We start from the raw sequence: 18,753 nt of genomic DNA on the forward strand, positions 1-18,753 counted from the left end.
ACTGAGCACACTAGTTGAGAATAGCGAGTTGCGTGTTACACTAGCGCTTCAAATTTTTCCATCAATTCGACAATCCACTATACAGGTTTCATGAGTAATTTTACTAGTCTGCTGACCCCGTCACTTACCGAAAATTCAAGTAGCAAAATTGATAAAAAAGAATGGGTTAACCTACCGGGTTCTAGTGCCAGCGTGGCGCTGTACTATGCTGCAAAAAGTGCGGCAAAAAATGCTGCCAAGAATGCGGTAAAGAGCGCAGAAAAAAACAGCCAGCAACCATTTTTAATTATCACTCATGACACCCCAAGTGCGATTCGACTTGAGCATGAATTATTGAGTTTAGACAGCCAAAACGAACTCAGTATTTGCTTATTTCCCGACTGGGAAACCTTGCCTTACGACAGCTTTTCACCGCATCAGGATATTATTTCGCAGCGTTTAGCAACATTGTACGACTTGTCACGTATGGAGCATGGCATCGTTATAGTGCCGGTAACGACCTTAGTGCAACGACTCGCGCCAAAAGCCTATCTTGATGCCAATGTGCTACTGGTGAAAAAAGGCGATCGTAAAGACTTACCTGAGCTAAAACGGGATTTAGAAGCGAGCGGTTATCGCCATGTTGACCAAGTGATGGAGCACGGTGAATTCTCTGCTCGTGGCGCGATTTTAGATTTATTCCCAATGGGCAGTAACCAGCCGTTTCGCTTGGACTTTTTTGATGATGAAATAGAAGAGATTCGCCTGTTTGATCCAGATACTCAGCGCTCTAGCGACAAAGTTGAAGAGATTAACTTACTGCCAGCTCATGAATTTCCAACCGATCAAGACGGCATTAACTTATTTAGAAGTCAATATCGCGAAAACTTCAAAAGCACGATAGATAAAGAGTCGGTTTATCACCAAGTCAGCAATGGCATTATGCCAGCGGGCATTGAGTACTATTTGCCACTGTTTTTCGAGCAAACCAATACGCTATTTGATTACCTGCCACAAAATACCCTGCCGTTTGTAATGGGTGATATTGAACAAGCACTTGGCCAATACTGGCATGATATTGAATACCGTTACGACGACAGACGGTACGACCCAACGAGGCCATTACTACCACCAGCGCAGCTGTTTTTATCGGTAGAAGAATTATTTAGCGCGTTAAAACCCTTTGATCGCATCACGATTTCATCGCCAAGACCACCGCGTAAAAAGCCATCACAACATTTATTTAACTGTGAAGCGCTGCCAGAGTTGGCGATTGATCATCAACAAAAAACACCATTTGCTGCCTTAGACACTTTTATTGCAGCGCATAAAAAAGCGCGTATTTTATTTGTTGCCGAATCGCAAGGCCGCCGTGAAAGCGTGCTTGAACTGTTAAAACGCCACGAGATAAAGCCCGCGAGTGTTGAATCGCTTGACGAGTTTATCGAGAGCGACGATGCAACCGCCATTACCGTTAACACCCTTACCAATGGTTTTTTCTTCACGTTAGACGAGGAAGGTAATAAACAGGCAATTGCCGTTATTACCGAAACGGAATTACTGGGTGATCGCGTCAAGCAAACCCGTCGCCGCGCCAAAGCGCAAGACAGTCAAGCGGATGCAATTTTCAAAAATTTAGCAGAGCTCAGCCCCGGCCAGCCGGTGGTGCATATCGACCACGGTATTGGTCGCTATCTTGGCCTGCAAACGATTGATACCGGCGGTTTAACTACCGAATTTTTAACCTTGAGTTATGCCAACGATGCCAAGCTCTACGTGCCTGTTGCATCATTACACTTAATCAGCCGCTATTCAGGTAACGATCCAGATCAAGCACCGCTTCATAAACTGGGCAACGATACCTGGAGTAAAGCCAAGCGCAAAGCGGCAGAAAAAGTCAAAGATGTTGCGGCAGAGCTGCTAGACGTTTACGCCAAACGCGCCAGTAAGCAAGGCTACCAATTTAAGCGTAATAAAGAAGATTACTTAGCCTTTGCCGCCAGCTTTGGCTTTGAAGAAACGATCGACCAAGAGCAAGCAATTCATGCGGTGGTCGGTGATATGTTAGATCACAAACCGATGGATCGCTTGGTATGTGGTGATGTTGGCTTTGGTAAAACTGAAGTGGCGATGCGCGCAGCCTTTGTTGCCGTTAACGATGGTAAGCAAGTGGCGATGTTAGTACCAACTACCCTATTAGCCCAACAGCACTATGAAAACTTCCGTGATCGCTTTGCCAATTGGCCTGTTACCATTGAAGTACTGTCGCGCTTTAAAACCGCGAAAGAGCAAAACGCGGTGATTGAAAAAGTAGAAAGTGGCCAAATTGATATTTTAATTGGTACCCATAAGCTACTGCAAAATACCATTAAGTATAAAGACTTAGGCCTGTTAATTGTTGACGAAGAGCACAGATTCGGGGTTAAACAAAAAGAGCAAATTAAGCGCCTGCGCAGTGATATTGATATTCTGACCCTGACCGCAACGCCAATTCCACGTACCTTGAATATGGCAATGGGCGGTATGCGCGATTTATCCATCATCGCCACGCCACCAGCAAAACGCTTGGCGGTGAAAACCTTTGTCCGCCAGCGTGAAGATGCGCTAATTCGCGAGTCAATTTTACGTGAGATTCTGCGTGGTGGTCAGGTGTACTTCCTGCACAATAATGTTGAAACCATTGAAAAAACCGCCCGTGATATTGAAGCACTGGTGCCAGAAGCCAAAGTGGTTACCGCTCATGGTCAAATGCGTGAGCGCGATCTAGAGCGCATTATGAGCGATTTCTATCACCAGCGCTTTAACGTGCTGGTTTGTACCACGATTATCGAAACGGGTATCGATGTGCCAAGTGCGAACACCATCATGATGGACAGAGCCGATAACCTTGGCCTTGCCCAGCTGCATCAGCTGCGTGGCCGTGTTGGTCGCTCGCACCATCAAGCCTACGCTTACTTGCTCACGCCACATGAAAAGCGCATGACCAAAGACGCGAAAAAGCGACTTGATGCGATTGCCTCACTGGAAGATTTGGGCGCTGGTTTTACCCTAGCCACCCACGATTTAGAAATTCGCGGCGCAGGTGAACTGCTAGGTGAAGATCAAAGTGGGCAAATGAGCCAAGTGGGTTTTAGCCTTTATATGGAAATGCTTGATGAAGCGGTTGCCGCCCTTAAAGCGGGCAAAGAGCCATCGCTGGAAAATATTACCGCAAAACAAACCGAAGTTGATTTGCGTATTCCTGCGCTGCTACCAGAAGATTATATTTTTGATGTTAGCTTACGCCTGAGCTTGTACAAGCGTATCGCCAGCTGTAAGGACAAAACTGAGCTGGACGAAATTCAAGTAGAGCTTATTGACCGCTTTGGCCTATTGCCACAAGCTACCAAAAACCTAGTTCACATCGCTAAGTTAAAGCAAAAAGCACAGGGCTTGGGAATTTCCCGCATTGAAGTTGGTGCTGGCTCAGGCTCGTTTGAATTTAGTGATAATACCCAAGTCGACCCAATGAAAATTATTGGCCTTATTCAGCAACAACCCAAGGTGTTTAAAATGGAAGGGGCAAACAAGCTTAAAATTGTTAAAGCTACCGAAGATGCTGCTCAACGCTTTGGTCTAGTAAACAATGTGTTAGCAGAGCTTACCAAGCACTAGTAAGCTCTGTTATGATAACTTTATGATGATAACTTTGCCTCTGTTTGCAACAAACCTGTGGTTAGCCAAGTAGTATGCTCAACAAGAAATTAGCGCAGCTCAAAACAATAATTAAGCCAACGTGTGCGCTCTTGCCTGTGGCGGCTATGCTGTTAAGCGCCCCCAGTTTTGCGGCTAGAAAAATCGACAAACGCTGGTTTGAAGTTGAGGTGATCTTGTTTAGTCAGCTTGGCGACAAAACCCAGCTCAATGAGAACTTTTCGGGTCAAGCGTCTCTGCCACGCTATCGCCAAGTTATCGACTTGCTAACACCCTACCTGCAACCTGACACTTCAACTTTGGAGTTGCTGCTACCAAGTTGTGAAGGTCGAGTATATGCGCCTGGCTGGCAAGCAAGAGTCAGCCTGCCTGCACTGCATCAAGCAAAATCGTTAGATGAAATTGATCAGCTAACAACCGAAGAAGCAGCGTTTGGTTCATCAATTGAATCAAACTTAGAGGCTAAGTTAGAGTCCGACTTAAACCCAGAATTAACGCCACAGTTCGAGAATAGCTCAACAGTTTTAGCTCAAGCTGAGCAAGCCACTATACCCGAAATACTGCCCGAAACACTGGTAGATGGTGAGCTTAGCAACCAGCAGCTCTCAGGAGGCGAAAATAGTCTAACAGCCGACATCGATGTACAAGAAAGCATTGTTAATGGTGTTAGCAGTGACAGTAGTAATGCTAGTGAACTTCCAAACTCAATCGAGACACTTTCAAATGACTTAGGGTTAGTTGAAGAAATTCTTCCTCTTACTGAGGAAGAATTAGCCTTAGTCGCTGACGCAGAACAAACATTTAAGTCACCTGAACTTGTATTTGATTACCAGCAAGTTACTACTTCAGAACAGGCACTGTGCCAGCCAATTATCACCAATGCTGAAAGTACAATTAGCGATTACTATGCGTTAAGCCAAATTGCGGATAACAATGCCAATAACAAAGACTCAGTTGTTATTCCGATAGATAATTTTTCAGGCCGAGTTGATGGCAATGAATTTGTTTACAGCAACGCCCCGTATTTAATAGATGCCGACTCACTAAAATTAAAAGATATTGCGCTACAGCTTAGACGTAGCAAGAATTTTAAACCTTTGCTACACCTTGGGTGGCGACAGCCTCTCACCAATCGTAAAAAGCCTGCTCTAGAACCTGCCATTCGTTTATTTGCCGGTGACCACTACCAAGAGCAATATCGCCAAGCAAAAGCGGATTATCAATCACAATTGTCGTTAAAAGCATTGGCTGAGCAATTATCATCAGCAGATGAAAGCGCGATTGATGACATCAACAACGCGGAACTTGCTAGCAATAATCAACAAGCGGCACTACTGGCAAGCATTTATCAGCAACTAGATGAAGACGCATTTACGCTGGAATCTGTGCTAGCAGATATCGATAATCCAGACACTAGCACGCTAGGTTTAGATAAAAATTCAGGTGAAAGCCGCCTCTCAGAGAACCAACTAGCAGAACAAGTATTAGTTGAGCCTACACCACCAAATCAAGACTGGCTACTTGATGGCCTATTTAGACTACACCTTAATCACTATTTGTTTATCACCGCAGATTTTAACGTCGCTGTACCTTACACAGCAGATGAGCTCGCGGACCAGCAGACTAGCGAACAACTCACTGACACAGATAAATTTACCTATAAGCTGATCCCGTTTAGCCAGAATAAACGTGTGATCAGTAAAGAAGTACACTATTTCGATCACCCGTATATGGGTATGGTGGTGCAAATTCGTCGTTACAAACCACCGGTACCAGAAACCAAGACAGAGAACGAGAAAGACAATGGATAAAGAAATTGAGATCCAAGCAGCGGTATTTCGCCGTTTATTAGCGCATTTAGATAGCCGTAAAGATGTGCAAAATATTGAATTAATGAACTTAGCTGGTTTTTGCCGCAACTGCTTTTCTAAGTGGACGGTTGCCGAAGCAGAAAAGTTAGGCGTAGAAGTTGATATCGAGACTGCACGTGAAAGTGTTTACGGTATGCCGTATAGTGAGTGGAAAGAAAAACACCAAACACCAGCCACGCCAGAGCAGTTGGCAAAGTTTAACGAGTTAAACCCAAAGAAATAGCTTAACGAGTTAAACCCAAAGAAATAGCTTAACGAGTTAAACCCAAAGAAATAGCTTAGCGAGTTAAACCCAAAGAAATAGCTTAATAAGTTAAATCCAAGAATTAACTCGCTAAACTAAGACACTAAATTAAGAGAATAAAAACAGGAGCTTGCTCCTGTTTTTTTAGTGCATCAAACAATGCAGCATAAAGTGAACTGCGTAAGACACTAAAAATCTAGCAATCGGCCTAACTGCCAAAGCCTTGCTCTTCGCAGCCCATTAGCCCAAGCCAAAATAAAAACTCGAACAACATACCTACGCCGACTACTAACAAAATACCCTTGTCGAAGCCAAGCCAATAAGAAATAACAGCCATAACTCCGCAGAGCACTATCACCAACGCCCTCATCTAACCGCTCCCTTTCGAATGTTTCAGTTCAAGTATTCCTTTTCTATTGCGATACTGTCATAGCTAAGTTGCTTAACTAGCCTTAGTTATTCGTCTGCCCTAAGTTTGTTCCGGATCAAGCGGTTGAAAGAAACGCTCTAATCGTGGCAAATAATAGTTGTCATAGTTCAGTGAAAAAGCAACGTGCTCACTTTTACCGACAATTTCACGACGAGGTACAAAGCCAATAAAACGTGAGTCAGCGCTGTTATCTCGATTGTCACCCAATACTAAATAATGCCCTTCTGGCACAGTAACTTGGTTAAAACTATCAAATGCTCGTTTGGTGTTAGAGGTGCGAACAAAGTGTTGTTTGTGACTTGAATGGCTAGGCTGCTCTATGTAGTCATTAACCGCATTTGAAGAAGCGACAATTTGATAGTTTGACGGCTGTTCATTAATAAATACGCGATTATCGATCATCGACACGGTATCACCAGGTAGACCAATCACCCGCTTAACCAGGCGATTATCTGCCGCTTTAGAGTCGAAAATAACAATATCACCATAAGCAGGCTCACCGGTTTTCACTAGTGAAATATGGGTAAATGGTACCCGTAAGTCATAGGCCATTTTATTGATAAAGATGCGATCACCTTCAACGATAGTCGGCTTCATTGAGCCGGTAGGCACATCGTTCCAGTCTGCCACCGCGCTTCGAAACACACACATCAATGCGATAAAGACAAAAAGTGAACGGTTTTCTTTGAACCATACCTTAAAAGAAGAGCCAAGTTTCCTAGTCATTACGAGTCCTTTTTAAACAACGAAAGATTGTGATTGTTAGAATTTAAAACACTAGCAAAAAACTACTGTGATTATAAAAATCGTATCTTTAATCAATCAGCTAGCTGCATTATCAATTGAAATAAATACTCAGGTTAGGACTCAATTACTCCCATTAAGTTCCGCATCATAATATTTTGTAACATTTGGCTGGTATGCTTCGCGAATCTGGGAAAATTAACTAGGTGCTAGAGAAACAAAGCTATTTCCTGATCGGTTAAGTAACGCCACTCACCCAGCATTAAGTCATCATCTAAAGTGATTCCGCCAATACGTTCACGATGCAGCGCCTCAACATGGTTGCCAACGGCAGCAAACATCCGCTTAACTTGGTGATATTTGCCTTCAACTATAGTCAGCAGCACTTCTCGCTCATCAATCATTTCAAGTTTAGCTGGCAGGGTGAGCTGGTTTTCACCATTTAATTGCACACCTTCGGCAAATTTTTCTGCTACCTCATCGGTGACTGGTTCAGCTAACCACACGCGATAGGTTTTTTCGCACTGTTTTTTTGGTGAGATAATATTGTGTGACCATTTACCGTCATCGGTAATTAACACTAAGCCAGTGGTATCGGCATCTAAACGGCCAGCAATATGCAGTTCAAAAGCGCGATCAATTTCTAAAAAATGCAGCAAAGAAGGGTGAACTTCATCAACGTTCGAGCAAATCGTATCTTGCGGCTTATTCATCATAATATAGCGCTGACCAATTAGGCTAAGTTGCTCACCTTCAATGGTCACCTCAGCATCATCTGCAACTTTAAAAGCACTATTTTTTATTACTTCACCATCAACCCGCACTTCGCCACTTTTTAGCAGCTTCTTCGCTTCATTACGGGTTAACTCTGTGCTTTTACAGATATATTTATCCAGTCTCATTGCGAGCTCTTTATCTATTTGAAAACGCCTCTAGTATACGTGACAAAATTTACATACACCATGTTAAAAATATTTGACACATCATTATTCAAAGTCTAAGTTAACAATGTCTAATATTTTTTACATAGGGAATTCGTAATGCCATTTAAGATGAAAGTTTCGCTACTCACAATTATCACAAATTTGTTAATCCTCGGCTTTTACTTGTTGGGCACCAATAACTTAGCGAGTAAGCAGCCAGTAGAAGAAGCAGAAATCATTAACCTAGTTATACAAAATTTGATCACCTGTGGTGTTATCTTTGCTGTATTAATGATTATAGTTGCCGCCATCAACCATAAAGATGCATTACAAGGTGATGATGAACGCGACAAGCTTATTGGCTTATATGGCGATCAAACTGGTTATTTTGGATTAACGCTAGTTATGGCATTGTTACTAATTTGGTGGTGGGGTGGCTCACTGTCGACTAAACCATTCGCGATTGCCTCGGTTACCGACTCGGTTAATTTTATACACTTTCTCTTTATTGGGTTTCTGATCAGCGATTGTGCCAAAAGTATGCGACAAATTTGGCTATATCAGAGAGGCTGTTAACTGATAATGAAAAAAACAATTTCTAACGATATCCGTCGGCTTCGCTTTAATAACAGTGAAATGACACAGCAAGCCTTAGCTGACGCTGTCGGGGTATCAAGGCAAACGATTGTTGCGATTGAGAAAAACAAATATTCACCATCTCTGGAAGTCGCCTTTAAAATAGCCGATGTTTTTAATGTTGGTATTAATGATGTTTTTCAATACGAATGTGCGGCAGCTATTGATTGATATTAGTGCTGAAAGCGGCACCGTTCATCAGCAAGATTAAACTTTCAACTTTAAACAATAATGACGATAACTAAGCTATTAACCCAAATTGAGCAATGCACACTATGCCAAGAGCAATTGCCCTTGCCTGCTAAACCTATTCTGCAGGCCAGTCAGCACAGTCGTATTTTGTTGGCAGGACAAGCACCGGGGCAAGCCACCCATGACAAAGGCCGTCCTTTTGATGATAAAAGTGGTGAACGTCTGCGGGATTGGTTGGGCGTCAATCGTGAGCAGTTTTATAACCCTGAGATTTTTGCCATTGTGCCGATGGGATTTTGTTATCCGGGTAAAGGAAAATCTGGGGATTTGCCGCCAATCCCTAAGTGCGCACAAACTTGGCGTGAACCTTTGCTGGCTGAGATGCAAAATATCGAGTTAACGATTCTGTTAGGCAAATACGCACTTGATTGGCACTTAGCGAGATTAACGCCAAGTATTGGCGATAGTATCGCCTCAGCGAAAAACTTAACTGAAATCGTCAAATGTCACGAACTGCTATTTGACCATCAAGTCATTGCCCTACCCCACCCAAGCCCTCGCAATAATCTTTGGTTAAAGAAAAACCCGTGGTTTGAGCAGGAAGTACTTCCTAAGCTTAAACAACGGGTTCTATCAGCCATAACTAATTAATAACTAACTAGCATGTGGCAGCTAGCGCTAAATAAACAGTCCAACTAAGGTCACTGTGCCTGCCGCCAGCATCATTACTGACTGCTTTTTCAACTGCGGTAATTGCAAACTAATAACAACACCACTAATTAGGCTAAAAGTTAAACTAACACCAAATAAAATACCCAATAGCCAGAAAATATAACCTGCATGGCCTTTGTGAATCATTAACATTTGGCGCCAAACATCATATTCTTTAACTATCAATTGGCTTGTTTGATTTTCTTTATCGAGCTTGAGTGATACTTGTTGCTTTTGTCCATACCAGTTATGACCACCGCCGCGCTTTGAATAGTCTTCAGGTAGTGATAAATGCTCGTATTTCGCAAGTAAAGGAACCACAATTTGAGCGGCACTTTCCTCGTTTTTAGGCCACTCCTTAACGGCTATGGGGTAGCTGTACTCTTGTTTCACCTCGCCGGTAATATCGAACATATAAAGCACACCGGAGACAATGTAAACTAAGGTCAAAGGCAAGAAGAAACAAGAAAAATAGGCATGGAGTTTCATCCATAACAAACGGATTTTTGCTTTCATAGGTAATTATTACTCTTATTTAGTTAATAAAATGCTCAAGACTGCCAAGCAAAACAGCCTTTCTGCGGTAATCGTTGTGTAAATTGGGTGATATGTCGTTACTGAATTAATAACGGCAATTCAGGTAGATAGTGTTACACGGTCAAGGGCACCAGTTATAGACATAACGTCATGGGCTAAGACTAATTGTCATCACCAAGCCATGTGGCAGATTATTACTGGCCACTAAGCTGCCGCCGACCGCTTTTATTTGGCGTCTAGCCAATGCGAGGCCTAGACCATACCCACCACTGTCGCGATCCCTTGACTTGTCGAGGCGAACAAAGGGCTTAAAGATATCTTCGAGTTGCGCCGCTGGTACACCGGGCCCTTGGTCTTTAATCTCGATAAGTACTTGGCCCTCATGCTGGCGACAACTAATGCGAATGCCCGCATCAATTGGCGTGTACTTCATGGCATTACGCACAATGTTTTCAATCGACTGCCCCAACGCGCGGTGATTGCTGTTACAAACCATACATTCACTTGGCAAGTCGAGTGCTAGCGGGTGATTTGGAAATTCAAACTTGGCATCCTCGGCAATGCTTTCAATTAAGGCCACGAGATCGACGTCTTCTTGATTAAGCTCTGGTTTTTCATTGTCGAGCCAAGCGAGCGTTAAGGTATCTTCGACCAGGTCTGCCATGCAGTTAATTTCTCGTTCGATACGCTCATACATTTGCGCTGGCTGGTATTGGCTGTCTAGTGTTAAGCGCAAACGAGTGATCGGCGTGCGCAGTTCGTGTGAGATGTCGGCGATCAGTTGGCGCTGGCTACTTAGAAGCTCCGCAATACTGTCTGCCATATGATTAAAGCTGAGCGCAAGTTGGCCAATTTCATCATGTCGATTAGCGGCATTTACCGACGTCCTAGTATCAAAGTTACCCGCCCTAAATTTCGTAGTATCTGTATGCAAAGCCTCTAGCGGTTTAATGATATGGCGATAAATAAAGTAGCTTAGTACCGCCACTAATAGCAGTGGCAACAATATGGTAATACTCAAATGGATCAGCTGCCAATGCGCGCCCGGGCGCATGCGCTGTGGCAGTTGGATCAGCAAATGATAATCTTGTACACCTATTGGCACATCAATAATTGGGTTTTGCTCGTGCTCTAAATGAATGGGCCAGTGCACACCACGGCCGAAATTAACTTCCTCGCCAATATAGTCAGCATGCTCTTGGCCTTGCAGCCAGTTAGGTTCCATACGCACAATGACCAAGCGTGTCTGCTCGTGCTTTTCAACCCAATTAGCCCACTCGCTAAGTTGTGCAGGGTTATCTTCAAAAACTGCTTTCGCTTGCTGGCCATAAGCGATGAGCTGAGCTTGATCTGCTGGCGAAATATAGCTCATTTTGCGCTCTACTTGTTCACTTAAATATGACAAGCCCCAAACCAGCGAAACACTGCTCAGTGCAATGCTCAAGTAAATTTTCCAGAACAGCTTCAATTTCATACGTCACCAGATTGATGTTGCATATCCACATTGCTGAGTGAAAAGTCCGGTAAATGTGTGAACATATAGCCCTTGCCGTGCACGGTTTTAATCACTGTCGGATCTAAACCCGCACGCTTGAATTTCTTGCGAATATTGGAAATATGCATATCAAGCGTACGATCGTAACGACCAAATTCCTTATGCAGAATCACCTGATAAAGATAGGGTTTACTCAGTGCAGTTGCCGCATGCTCCGCGAGCAATTTGGCAATATCAAGCTCAATGGCTGTTAGCTCTGGCACACGTTTATTCAATGCCCGATAACTTGGCGAGTTGTCTTGCAGCGGTTGTTGGCTGTACTGATAACGTCGTAAAATCGCTTCGATTCGCAGCGTTAGCTCTTCCATATTAAAAGGTTTGGCTAAATAGTCATCAGCCCCTAAACGCAGACCTTCGATGCGATCTTGCTCATTGCCAAGGGCGGTTAGCATTAGCACAGGAGTCGAACTTTGCTTGCGCACTTGCTTTAGTACAGACAGGCCATCCATAGTCGGCAACATAATGTCGAGTAAAATCAAATCGAAGTTTTGGCCTATGGCGAAATCCATCCCTTGCTTGCCATCTAAACACGACACCACTCGATATTTACTGGCACGCAAGTTATTGGTGATCAGCTCATTGACAACTTTGTCATCTTCAATGATTAAAATACTGGCTGGCATGGTGTTCTCTATCGGTGGTTGTGCTTGGCTTTACGCAGCTATACACTGCTTTGTGCGAGTGATTGCTCATCATAAAAAAGCGTATGACGGGTGATCATACGCTTTGTGTTATGGTGTTCAATAACCGGTTACAATTTATAACTAACCGTCAAACGAGCATCTCGACCTGGCTCAGCAAGGCCAAGGTACTGCTCTGAGCTAGTGCTGTAACCATAGGTGCCATGATCATAATATTGCTTGTCAAAGGCGTTGTTGATACTCAAATTGACTGACAAGCTATCATCCGCTGTTGGATACCACTCTAGGTAGATATCGTGAACGCCATAGCCAGGCTTGTTAGGTTTACCTTCAGGTACATCAGTTAAGCTTTTCACTAAACGTGCATTCCAACCAAGCTCTAAATCTAATCCGTCAAACACATAGTTAGCGTTAATGGTCAAGGTATCACCAAATGCCGTACCTAAGCCTAAATCGCTGTCGTTTAATGGTTCGCCATCTAGCTCAGGCTCGTTGTTAGAGTAGTTTACTGCAACTTCAACTTGGTCCCACTTTTGTGACGCGCTCAAGGTATAACCGGTCGTTTTTAACTCGCCGGCATTAGCGAAAAAGCGGCCATCGGCACGTCTAACAGTACCAACCACATCATCGACTCGGCTGTCATAAACTTGCGCGCTTAACATTAAGCCGTTGTTCTCATAAGCAAGCATCAAATCAGCGTTAGTTGCTTCTTCTTCTTTCAAGTCAGCCGCATTAGAACGGTAGCCAATTAAGTAGGCTTCTTTGACTTTCTGGCCGCGAATGGCCTCTGAGTAGCTCGCTCTTACCGACCAATGGTCATCAAACTGGTATAGCGCGCTAATGTTTGGGCTAAGGCCTGATGAATCAAAACTTTGGCCGTCAGCATCGTCAAGCTCGTAGTCGTCGTAGCGAGCACCTAAGCTTACGGTTAGGCTGTCGCTTAGCTCAATTGTATCCTGTAAGTAAATACCCACCACTTTGGCTTTTTCATCAACGTCACTGCCGTTAATGTAGTAACCAGTGTCTTTGCGCTGGTCAACACCATAAGTTAATTGGTGCGCGCCCAACTCACTAGTATTACGCAGATCAAAACCTGTGCTTTCGACGCCTGCACCGTCACGGCTATCATTACCCTCATTTTGGGTTAAGTAGCTGTCAGTTTTGTAAAGCGTTACCGATAGGTCGACTAAATTGCTATCAGGTGCGTAGAAGTAATTTGCGGTAGAGGTTTCACGGCGACTTTTCTGCTCGTTCGCTGGGTTCCAACCGGCGCTAAGAAAATGCGGGCGAACATTGCGCATGCCGTCGTCGTTACGAATTTCGTGGCTCAGCTCAAGTTCGTGATACTCTGCCAAGCGGCCATTAATTTTCACTAAATCTAAGTCTTGATTGGTTTTAGTATTTTGCAGCTCAACACCGTTACCGTCTTCAATATTGTCGGTGTCGTTTTTACCAACAATCAATAAGCCGCTCCAGTTGTCATTAACACGGCCGTAAAAGCTGCCGCTTAATTTAGTGCCGCTGGTGTTGCTGAAATAACCAGCTTTTAATAAGGCGCCAAAGTTCTCGCCTTCGTCTAGCAAATCATCGGCATCTTTAGTTTCAAATCGAATGGCACCGCCTAGTGCACCTGGGCCATCTAATGCTGAGCCAGCACCAGCTTTTACTTCAACATGCTTTAACATTTCAGGCTCAATCGACAAGCGACCTTGATGGTGGAACAAGTAACCAGCTTGTGTAGCGCCATCAACGCTGACATTTAAATTAGTATCTTCAATACCGCGCACGTAAATTTTCTGAGCAATACCAAATGAACCACCAACAGTAATGGCTGGTTCGCCCCGGAAAATATCTTCTAAATCATTCGCTTGTTTTTTACGAATATCACTTAAGTCAACCACGTCAACACCAAGAAGTCGCTGGCCTGTAACTTCAATTTTCTCAATATCACTGGTATCTGTTATGTCTTCCGCAAACACCGCACTGCTGCTAGCGGCAACAGCTAAACCAACACAAAATGCAACTTTGCTGGCTTGAAACATCTTAGTCATACAATTTACTCCTTTAACAAATTGGCGCGAATGATAATGGTTGTTATTTACATATTTAAATAACTTTACATTCTTTACAAAAGTGCCGTTTCCGATAGTTTTTGTGTGATTTTTAAGCTGATAGAAAGAAAAAAGCCCGTTATCTTGTTTTCAAGATAACGGGCTGAACATCTAAAGAAGCTGACTGTAAGACTCTCTATTTATTTAGTTAGAAAGCTAAATTTTTGAGAGCTAAATTCATGTGAAATAAGCTTAATGATATAAGTTAAGTCATCTAGACTAGCTCGATTTACTTTGCTGGTTGGTCAATGCACCTTCTTTTATTAACGCTTTTAATTCGGCGATTTCTGCATGCAGCGCTTCAATTTGCGCACGGCTGGCAGGCTCGCCCCCTTCCTTTGATTCACCGTGTGATTCCGCGCGGAAGTTTTCGTGCTCTTCGCTCATGACCTCTAAAATCGTACCCACCATCATATTTAAGAAGATAAAGGCCGTTAAGAAAATAAAGGTTAAATAGAACATCCAGCTAATTGGATAAACCGCCATGGTTTCATACATAACATCAGTCCAATCCTCGAAGGTCGCCACGCGGAACAGGGTTAACATGGCAATCGAAACATCACCCCATAGCACCTCATTAATGTCTGCAAATACAATGCTGCCAATCGCAGCGTAGATGTAGAAAATGACAAACATTAATAGCCCAATGTAACCCATACGTGGAATGGCTTTGATTAACGCGTTAATGAGTAAGCGCAGCTCTGGCACCATAGACACCAAGCGCAATACACGGAATACCCGCAATAGGCGCGCAATTAATACACCTGAGCCGCCAGCCGGTATCAGCGAGCCAATCACAATAATCGTATCGAAGATATTCCAGCCGCTTTTAAAGAACTCGCCTTTTTTCGGGTAAGCGAGAAATCGAATCACTAGCTCAATGACGAAAAACACCGTTACTGCAACATCAAGTATCGCTAAAACAACGATACCTTCAGGCGGTAAGTTATGGGTTTTCGCGCCGACCAATAGTGCGGAAAGAATAATGACCGCAATAACAATCCCTTGAAACCACTTACTTGAATCAATTTCTTTTAAGCGGCGCTGTAATGAAAAAATAGTACCTGTTTTCATTGGTTAGCGAACTCCATCGCCAACAAATGGATTCGTACGACGTTCTTCGCCAAAGGTGCTCATAGGGCCATGACCTGGAATAAAACGTACATCATCACCGAGCGGGAACAGATTATCGCGAATTGAGCTGATCAAGGTTGCGTGATCACCTTTCGGGAAGTCAGTGCGACCAATCGAGCCTCTAAATAATACGTCGCCAACTTGTGCCAGCTTTGACTCACGATGATAAAACACCACATGACCCGGCGTATGACCTGGGCAGAAATACACTTCCAGCTCAATATTACCGAATGAAACGGTATCACCTTGGTTTAACCAGCGATCGGTATCAAAGGCCTCGGCATGGGCAAAGCCAAAGCGCTCTTTTTGCATTGGGATCAAATCAATCCAGAATTTATCTTCTTGGTGTGGACCTTCCACATTTACACCGTAGTGGCTTGCAAGTGCTTTGGTTGCACCAGCGTGGTCGATATGTGCATGAGTTAACAGCACTTTTGCCATTGTTAGCCCTTGGCCGTCGATAAATGCGATGACTTGTTCAACATCGCCACCTGGATCAACAACTGCTGCCAGCTTGGTTTCATCACACCAAAATACCGTACAATTTTGCTGAAACGGGGTCACAGGAATTATTTTATATTGAAGCATATCGCGCCCTAATCTTGGTTTTTATCATAATGTTTCGATCATATGGGCTAATTGTCAGCAAGCCAATAGCTGGGCGATATTAAATATACAATCGAGTAATAGGCTAGTATTTTTCACTTCACTAACTAACGCGAAATCGGTAAGCTCGCTACATTAAAAAATAACAATAACCTTGAGTAAACTTTGACCAGAGATTCCTTCCATTCCCGTATCGGTTTTGTTTTAGCAGCGGCTGGCTCAGCCATAGGTTTAGGCAATATTTGGGGCTTTCCCACCAATGCAGCCAATAATGGCGGCGGCGCCTTTTTATTCGTTTACCTTGTGGTAACCTTATTGCTCGCACTGCCGGCACTGTATGCCGAAATTTATATTGGTAACCAAACACAGAAAAACCCTGTAAGTGCGCTTGGTGAAGCGTGTGCCGAGCGAATGCCAAGGTTTGGCCGTTTTGCTGGCAAACTTGGCCTGTGCGGCGCCATTATGATGTTAAGTTTCTATACGATTGTTGCCGGTTGGATGCTCGCCCATGCGTTATCGGCAGTTGCAGCACTTGTGGGAACAACAGACTTATCCGTTTGGTTAGCAACCGATAGCACAGTTCGCAATGTAATATTTACGCCAATATTTATTGTGCTTGGCGCGCTAATTGTGCACCAAGGGGTACATAGCGGTATCGAACGTTGGTCGGCGCGATTAATGCCTATGTTGTTAATAATGCTTGTTGGTTTAATTGTTTATATTTTGCAACAAGAAGGCGCAATGGCGGGCTTAAAGCAGTACTTAATCCCTGACTTTAGCCAAGTAACGAACCCAAGTTTAGTAATTTCGGCTATGGGACAAGCCTTTTTCTCGTTATCAATTGGTGTTGGTGGCATGATGGTGTACGGCTCATATATGGCGAAAGACAAAGATATTGGCAAGCTCGTGCTGTCTATTGGCGCGCTTGACACCTTTATTGCGTTTTTAGCTGGCTTATTAATTATTCCAGCGCTATTTGTGGCTCAGCACGCTGGCCAGCAAGTTTTTGCCAATGATCAATTGATCGGTGAAGGCCAGCTAATTTTCCAAATTCTGCCAACACTCTTTAGTTCGATGGGCACCATAGGTTTAGTGGTCGCTGCGGCATTTTTCTCGCTACTTTCCATTGCCGCACTCACATCAACGATTTCATCTACCGAAGTACCTGTGGCCTACTTGGTAGAAGAAAAATCGTTTACACGCCGTAAAGCAACCTGGTTAATTTCAGCGATTGTACTGATGGCAAGCATGGTTTTAGTGGCATTTTTTGATGTGTTATTTGGCTTAATCATCCAAGTGTTAACCACGATTATGCAGCCGCTTAGTTGCCTGTTTTACTTTATTGTTGTTGGCTGGGTATGGAAACGCGGTAACAAGTTAAAAGACCAAGCAAGAATTGCTGAGCACAAATGGCTTGGTTTATGGGGCAATTATTTAGCTTATGTTTGCCCTATTTTACTTACTGTTGTATTTGTTAATGTGGCGTTTTAATACGCCACTTTTTATACACGATAAAATAGCCAAAATGATTATAAGCGCTTAGCAATTAGCTTTGTTAAATAACAACCTCGCGCTTCATATAAAAGCCCGATATTTAGACATAAGCGATTAATTAAAAACAATACATAATAATTATAACAATGTTGTTTCAAAAACTACTTACTACAGGCATTGCCCATCAAAGCTTTTCAGTGACCAATAAGGTCAGGATGATGAATTTGATAGGCATTATCACCACCCTAGTTTCAGGTCTTTACACGTTTGCCTACGCCTTTGTGCTCGACAACATATCGGTCGCGTTAATCAACTGCGTATTCACGCTAGCCTATGTTGTCACACTAGTGTTCAACTATTTTCAAGCATTTCGCGGCGGTAAAATCTGGTTTTTTGCCACCTTAATGTTGCACTTAATGGTGTGTACTAATTTGTACGTTACCAACGCAACAGGCTTTCATTTATATTTTTTCCTCGTCCCTACTGGCGTATTTTTACTGTTTGAATTAAGGGAAAAAACAGAGAAAGTTACCCTAAGTTTAATCGCGCTCGCTTTATACTTTTACTGTGAAAACACAATAAACCCAGCCCCACTGATTGATTTGTCTGACAGCTTTAACCACATTCTTTATCAATCAGTTGTTTTAGTGATCATGCTCGAAGTAATTTTAGTGCTAACAATATTTGCTAATGAAATTGAAGCCAATGAATTAAAGCTAACTAAACAAGCAACGACTGATGCGCTAACTGGCTTATCAAACCGTCACGCTTTCTTTGAACACGGCAGCAGTTTATTTGAATCAACGAAGCACCTTAATCGCCCACTGACCATCATATTAGTGGATATTGACCACTTTAAACGTATCAATGATCAGCATGGTCACTTTGTTGGCGATTTATGCCTAACCGAAGTCACAAAGTTAATGGCTGCCCAAAAGCGCGAGCAAGATATGCTTGCCCGCATCGGCGGTGAAGAATTCGCGATAATACTGCCAGACACAACCTTGTCAGAAGCGAACAATATTGCTGAGCAAATGCGTATTACCATCAGCCAACATCACATTCCATTGGTAGGTGATCAGCATTTTCACTGTACCGTTAGCTTTGGAATTGCCAGCAGAGATGCAGATGCCAGCTCGCTTAAAGAAGTACTAGTGCACGCAGACAAAGCGCTTTACTTAGCCAAAGAACTTGGCCGAAATCGCGTACAAATTTTTCAATCGCCTAGCGATAACTAATTTCAGAACCTCGC

General features: G+C 43.4%; 17 protein-coding genes. 8 read left to right on the forward strand and 9 right to left on the reverse strand.

All coding sequences use genetic code 11. From position 1 onward, the window contains the following. The first annotated feature begins 90 nt into the window (after window positions 1-90). From mfd to ACSLUR_RS11090, 3 genes are all read left to right on the forward strand, one after another. Window positions 91-3,633 (forward strand): transcription-repair coupling factor, encoded by a 3,543-nt coding sequence (gene mfd / locus ACSLUR_RS11080; RefSeq protein ID WP_448554535.1) that lies wholly within the window; start codon window positions 91-93, stop codon window positions 3,631-3,633. A gap of 74 nt (window positions 3,634-3,707) precedes the next feature. Beyond that, window positions 3,708-5,483: a CsiV family protein gene (locus ACSLUR_RS11085; RefSeq protein WP_448554538.1), complete on the forward strand. Its 1,776-nt coding sequence runs from the start codon at window positions 3,708-3,710 to the stop codon at window positions 5,481-5,483. Further along, a complete protein-coding gene (locus ACSLUR_RS11090) occupies window positions 5,476-5,766 on the forward strand; it encodes a DUF1244 domain-containing protein (RefSeq protein ID WP_448554540.1) in 291 nt (96 codons plus the stop codon). The genes ACSLUR_RS11085 and ACSLUR_RS11090 overlap by 8 nt, the downstream gene beginning before the upstream one ends. 229 nt (window positions 5,767-5,995) lie before the next feature. Here the strand turns inward: ACSLUR_RS11090 and ACSLUR_RS11095 are convergent, their stop codons facing one another. The 3 genes from ACSLUR_RS11095 to rsuA form a co-directional block, all read right to left on the reverse strand. After that, a complete protein-coding gene (locus ACSLUR_RS11095) occupies window positions 5,996-6,124 on the reverse strand; it encodes a hypothetical protein (RefSeq protein ID WP_448554542.1) in 129 nt (42 codons plus the stop codon). 132 nt (window positions 6,125-6,256) lie between these two features. Continuing rightward, window positions 6,257-6,943: a signal peptidase I gene (lepB, locus tag ACSLUR_RS11100; protein ID WP_448554544.1), complete on the reverse strand. Its 687-nt coding sequence runs from the start codon at window positions 6,941-6,943 to the stop codon at window positions 6,257-6,259. 227 nt (window positions 6,944-7,170) lie between these two features. Continuing rightward, the gene (rsuA, locus tag ACSLUR_RS11105) at window positions 7,171-7,863 is read right to left on the reverse strand and encodes a 16S rRNA pseudouridine(516) synthase RsuA (protein ID WP_448554546.1); all 693 of its coding nucleotides are present in this window, start codon (window positions 7,861-7,863) and stop codon (window positions 7,171-7,173) included. Between the two features lie 138 nt (window positions 7,864-8,001). Between rsuA and ACSLUR_RS11110 the strand changes: the two genes are divergently transcribed. Genes ACSLUR_RS11110 through ACSLUR_RS11120 form a run of 3 tightly spaced genes read left to right on the forward strand, consistent with a single transcriptional unit; the run spans window position 8,002 to window position 9,363 of the window. After that, window positions 8,002-8,460, forward strand: coding sequence for a hypothetical protein (locus ACSLUR_RS11110; protein ID WP_448554548.1), 459 nt, complete (start codon window positions 8,002-8,004; stop codon window positions 8,458-8,460). A gap of 6 nt (window positions 8,461-8,466) precedes the next feature. Continuing rightward, entirely contained in the window at window positions 8,467-8,691 is a 225-nt protein-coding gene (locus ACSLUR_RS11115) for a helix-turn-helix transcriptional regulator (RefSeq protein WP_448554550.1), read from the forward strand. A 60-nt stretch (window positions 8,692-8,751) separates the two neighbouring features. Next, on the forward strand, window positions 8,752-9,363 hold the full coding sequence (locus ACSLUR_RS11120; RefSeq protein ID WP_448554552.1) for a uracil-DNA glycosylase family protein: 612 nt from the start codon (window positions 8,752-8,754) through the stop codon (window positions 9,361-9,363). 27 nt (window positions 9,364-9,390) lie between these two features. Here ACSLUR_RS11120 and ACSLUR_RS11125 read toward each other — a convergent pair whose 3' ends face one another. The 6 genes from ACSLUR_RS11125 to ACSLUR_RS11150 form a co-directional block, all read right to left on the reverse strand. Further along, complete coding sequence (locus ACSLUR_RS11125) at window positions 9,391-9,939, reverse strand: PepSY domain-containing protein (protein ID WP_448554554.1); 549 nt, start codon at window positions 9,937-9,939, stop codon at window positions 9,391-9,393. A 169-nt stretch (window positions 9,940-10,108) separates the two neighbouring features. After that, the gene (locus tag ACSLUR_RS11130) at window positions 10,109-11,434 is read right to left on the reverse strand and encodes an ATP-binding protein (RefSeq protein WP_448554556.1); all 1,326 of its coding nucleotides are present in this window, start codon (window positions 11,432-11,434) and stop codon (window positions 10,109-10,111) included. Continuing rightward, on the reverse strand, window positions 11,431-12,138 hold the full coding sequence (locus ACSLUR_RS11135) for a response regulator transcription factor (protein ID WP_448554558.1): 708 nt from the start codon (window positions 12,136-12,138) through the stop codon (window positions 11,431-11,433). The genes ACSLUR_RS11130 and ACSLUR_RS11135 overlap by 4 nt, the downstream gene beginning before the upstream one ends. Window positions 12,139-12,266: 128 nt before the next feature. After that, on the reverse strand, window positions 12,267-14,207 hold the full coding sequence (locus ACSLUR_RS11140) for a TonB-dependent receptor domain-containing protein (protein WP_448554560.1): 1,941 nt from the start codon (window positions 14,205-14,207) through the stop codon (window positions 12,267-12,269). Between the two features lie 279 nt (window positions 14,208-14,486). After that, window positions 14,487-15,341: an ion transporter gene (locus ACSLUR_RS11145; protein ID WP_448554562.1), complete on the reverse strand. Its 855-nt coding sequence runs from the start codon at window positions 15,339-15,341 to the stop codon at window positions 14,487-14,489. Window positions 15,342-15,344: 3 nt separating this feature from the next. Then, complete coding sequence (locus ACSLUR_RS11150; RefSeq protein ID WP_116000765.1) at window positions 15,345-15,989, reverse strand: MBL fold metallo-hydrolase; 645 nt, start codon at window positions 15,987-15,989, stop codon at window positions 15,345-15,347. 183 nt (window positions 15,990-16,172) lie between these two features. On the opposite strand from ACSLUR_RS11150, the gene ACSLUR_RS11155 reads away from it, so the two are divergent. Both ACSLUR_RS11155 and ACSLUR_RS11160 read left to right on the forward strand, forming a co-directional pair. After that, window positions 16,173-17,498 carry a sodium-dependent transporter gene (locus tag ACSLUR_RS11155; RefSeq protein WP_448554565.1) on the forward strand — a complete coding sequence of 442 codons (1,326 nt, stop codon included), beginning with the start codon at window positions 16,173-16,175 and terminating at the stop codon, window positions 17,496-17,498. A gap of 149 nt (window positions 17,499-17,647) precedes the next feature. Continuing rightward, window positions 17,648-18,739, forward strand: a complete 1,092-nt coding sequence (locus tag ACSLUR_RS11160) for a GGDEF domain-containing protein (RefSeq protein ID WP_448554567.1) — start codon at window positions 17,648-17,650, stop codon at window positions 18,737-18,739. The last annotated feature ends 14 nt before the right edge of the window (window positions 18,740-18,753 follow it).

The sequence above is a fragment of the Thalassotalea montiporae genome (genome assembly GCF_053485855.1).